The sequence below is a fragment of the Chryseobacterium sp. 2TAF14 genome, from assembly GCF_052115105.1.
Lineage (GTDB): Bacteria > Bacteroidota > Bacteroidia > Flavobacteriales > Weeksellaceae > Chryseobacterium.
Genome location: NZ_JBFRGA010000239.1, coordinates 1 through 3444, shown reverse-complemented (window position 1 = coordinate 3444; position 3444 = coordinate 1). Strand labels below are relative to the sequence as shown.

At 28.7% G+C, this 3444-nt stretch carries 4 protein-coding genes; 2 read left to right on the top strand and 2 right to left on the bottom strand.

Annotated features, from left to right (window positions below):
• Both AB4Y90_RS16700 and AB4Y90_RS16695 read left to right on the top strand, forming a co-directional pair.
• Window positions 1-1280: S8/S53 family peptidase (locus tag AB4Y90_RS16700; RefSeq protein WP_441558700.1), on the top strand; the 1280-nt coding region annotated here is incomplete at its 5' end.
• A 29-nt stretch (window positions 1281-1309) separates the two neighbouring features.
• A complete protein-coding gene (locus AB4Y90_RS16695; protein ID WP_441558699.1) occupies window positions 1310-1960 on the top strand; it encodes a hypothetical protein in 651 nt (216 codons plus the stop codon).
• Between the two features lie 552 nt (window positions 1961-2512).
• Here the strand turns inward: AB4Y90_RS16695 and AB4Y90_RS16690 are convergent.
• Complete coding sequence (locus AB4Y90_RS16690) at window positions 2513-2866, bottom strand: hypothetical protein (protein WP_441558698.1); 354 nt, start codon at window positions 2864-2866, stop codon at window positions 2513-2515.
• Window positions 2867-2933: 67 nt separating this feature from the next.
• Window positions 2934-3284, bottom strand: a complete 351-nt coding sequence (locus tag AB4Y90_RS16685; RefSeq protein ID WP_441558697.1) for a hypothetical protein — start codon at window positions 3282-3284, stop codon at window positions 2934-2936.
• Window positions 3285-3444: the final 160 nt, after the last annotated feature.

The window sequence follows — 3444 nt, the reverse complement described above, 5'->3', positions numbered from 1 at the left end:
GTATAGGCCAACTTGGAAGCGTATGGTTTTATGGCGCATATGATTCTAGAGCACGCCAGATTGATAATATTTGTTATAATAACCCATATTACCTGCCAGTTGTTTCCGCAGGAAATGATCGTAATTCAACTGAAGCTCCAGGATCTACACAAATTGCCGCTAAAGCCGGGTATGACATGATTTTTGGGCATGGAAATGCTAAAAATGTAATTACAGTTGCTGCTGTTAATCAGGTGACAGACTATGTTGATCCTTCAAGTGTAGTTATGTCTTCATTCAGTAGCTGGGGACCTTCAGATGATGGAAGAATTAAACCAGATATTTCAATGAAAGGTGTAAATGTAAGATCTACTTTATCCACTTCAGATACTGCTATCGGTTTCATGTCCGGAACTTCTATGGCATCACCAGGAATTACAGGTGTCGTTTTATTGCTTCAACAATATTATAATCAGTTGTACAATAATTATATGAAAGCGGCTACCGTAAAAGGACTTATTTTACACACTGCTGATGAAGCTGGTCAATTTCCCGGACCAGATTATGAATTTGGTTGGGGCTTAGTAAATGCTCAAAAAGCTGCTATTGCAATTAGAGATAAAAATAGTACGGTAAGTACATCCAAAAGTGTTATTGAAGAATTAACCCTGGCTAATAACTCAACATTTACAAAAACAATAACAGCTAATGGAACAAGTCCTCTGAAAGTTTCAATCTCTTGGACAGATCCGCAATCAACAAATCACAACACTGGTACAACTGATCCTTCTACAGTGTATCTAATAAATGATTTAGATGTGAAAGTGACAAAAAATGACACAAATTATTATCCTTGGAAATTACAAGGTATGGCTCTTCCATATGAATCTCCAACAAATGTTTCTACTAATAATGTAGATAATTTTGAAAGAGTTGATATTAATAATCCTGTGGGTACTTATACCATTACCGTAAGCCATAAAGGCACATTAACTTCTGGGAACCAAAATTTTTCCTTAATTGTTACGGGTGACAATTTATCCACATTAAGTGCTCAAGAGATAAAAAATACCGGGACAGAAGTAAGTTTTTATCCTAATCCTGCAAAAAATTTCATTATTATAAATGAAAAAGATCAAAATTTGGCAATCAATATCTTTGATGCATCAGGAAAACTTGTAGCTACAAGTAAAACTTTTGATAATAAAATCAATTTAAGCAATCTGACTAAAGGAATCTATTTTGCAAGTTATACTACATCTAAAGGCATTAAAAAAAGCTTTAAATTTACAAAGGAATAGATGATATAATAATCATTAAAAATTATTTTATGAAAAAAACACTTTTTCTAATCGGTTTGATTAGCTATCAAATATACTTTTCGCAAATAGGAATCTCTGCTGCTTCACCTAATGCATTTTATGAAAGTCTTTATTTTAAAAATTTCAAGTATGAGTATAAAGACATTAAGGGAAGTCCTTATGCCAATATGGATTTTCAGCTTGCTCAAATAGGTGATTATAAAGATGTGCCTGTAAGATATAATAGTTATACAGATTCTTTTGAATTTAAACAAAACGGGGCTAATTATATTTTACCTAAAGAAGATAATCTATCTACCATTATTTTTCAAAATCGCAACAAAAAATACATTCTAACTAATATAGGTGATAATAAGCAATATTTGGAAGAAATTGACAAAGAGGTAGGATTATATAAGAAAACAACTACTATCTTTAAGGAATTTAAAAAAGCAGTTACCAATTATGAGCAAGATTTCCCGGCGACTTTTGAACAAGTTTCACCAAAGTATTATTGGTTAAACAATAATAATATGATTGAGGTCTCAAAAAAAAATATAGAAAAATCCTTTCCTCAGAGCCAAAAAAGACTGAGAGATTTTATTAGAAAAAATAGCTTAAGCTATGATAAAGAGCAGGATTTGGTCAAAATAGTTTCTTTTTTGCAAAACAATCAATAATAATAAAAAAACCTCTATCTCTGGAGGTTTTTTGTTTATAAGATGTATCTAAACTTGCAACTATTCTCGAGACAAAGCATGATTCCTGGTTTCTCATATTTATTTTGATAAATAAGTTCTGTTTTTTTAAGTCTTAAAAAAAAACTCTCTTCTACATTTTTCATTATACACTATAATATCCTTCACTATTTTATTACTATAAAAAGCCCTTTCTTCATTGGTAAAGTAATACCCATTTTTATTCTGTAAATATTTTACATCAGATTTAGAGAAAGCTCCTTGCCAGATTATATGCAAAGTAACAGCATTCTTAAAACTATATCTCTTTTCACAAAACTTAAAAATAGAAGCATTTACAATTTTTATTTTCAAATGCAGATAAAAACCAAACAGTTTTGGGTTGCATCTGCATCATTTGGTTAAGTAAATATGAAAGGGTTTATTAACATAGTAGGATTTATTTATTTCAAATTGCTTATATAATTTAAAATATTTGTTTTAGGTTAAGATTTTGCAACTACTTATAATTAATAAAAATAAAATTTAATATTATCATTTAAGAATAATAATTTTCTTTATAACACTATCAACGTATAAATTTCTTTCGTTGTAGCTAAAGGAATTACCGTATCTTTTTTCATATTTTTTAATTTCCCTCTTTGGAATAGAATTTTCCCAATATATAATTATCCTTCCTGTTTCCTCCATTGAATTTTTTATTGTAAACTTTGTTTGAAATATTTGGGATAGATTATTTTTATCAATTAGGTTATCCACTCTTATAATTTGTAAACCTCTTCGAGAAAGCCAGCAAATAAAATTATGAAATGGTTGATCTTCTAGAATTTTTTTATAGTTTTTTAAACTATAAAGAAAATGATTAAGCTTAATTCCTTCTTTTAGCATACCTCCACAATATTTCAAATGAAAGCTTTCATTATATGTTATAGTAATGTCTTTAATAATAAGTTTTTTATATACTTTCTGCCTTATTATCAAAGTCACAAAGCTCATCACTATGTAACCTTTCATTATTATAAAATGAACTATATTTCCAGACTATTAACATTTTATATTTGCCCATTGTTGCCCCATCTTTATTTGAGAAAAAAAATTGGGTATCATAATCACAATTATCTATTGTAAAATATTTTTTAGGAGGTACTTTTCTTAAAGCTTTAAGCAGTACCGAAAAAGGCTTACCAATATAGTTTTGCTTATTTATTGCTATCCGATTTATATATTGTAAAGTATCTAATTGGGCATTAGCCTTACAACTAAATGCTATGAATAGTAGAATGATAAATTTGATTATATTTTTCATCACTTATACACTATAATATCTTTCACTATCTTACCTCCATAGAATGCTCTTTCTTCATTGGTAAAGAAAAAATTATTTTTATTTTGTAAATATTTTATATTTGAGTAAGGAATATAATCTTTCCATACTATACATAAAACAACAACGCGATTTCCTATAT

Coding starts and splice junctions, on each gene's coding strand:
- AB4Y90_RS16690 (WP_441558698.1), bottom strand. CDS start 2,866: ATGCTAAAAGAAGGAATTAAGCTTAATCATTTTCTTTATAGTTTAAAA.
- AB4Y90_RS16695 (WP_441558699.1), top strand. CDS start 1,310: ATGAAAAAAACACTTTTTCTAATCGGTTTGATTAGCTATCAAATATAC.
- AB4Y90_RS16685 (WP_441558697.1), bottom strand. CDS start 3,284: ATGAAAAATATAATCAAATTTATCATTCTACTATTCATAGCATTTAGT.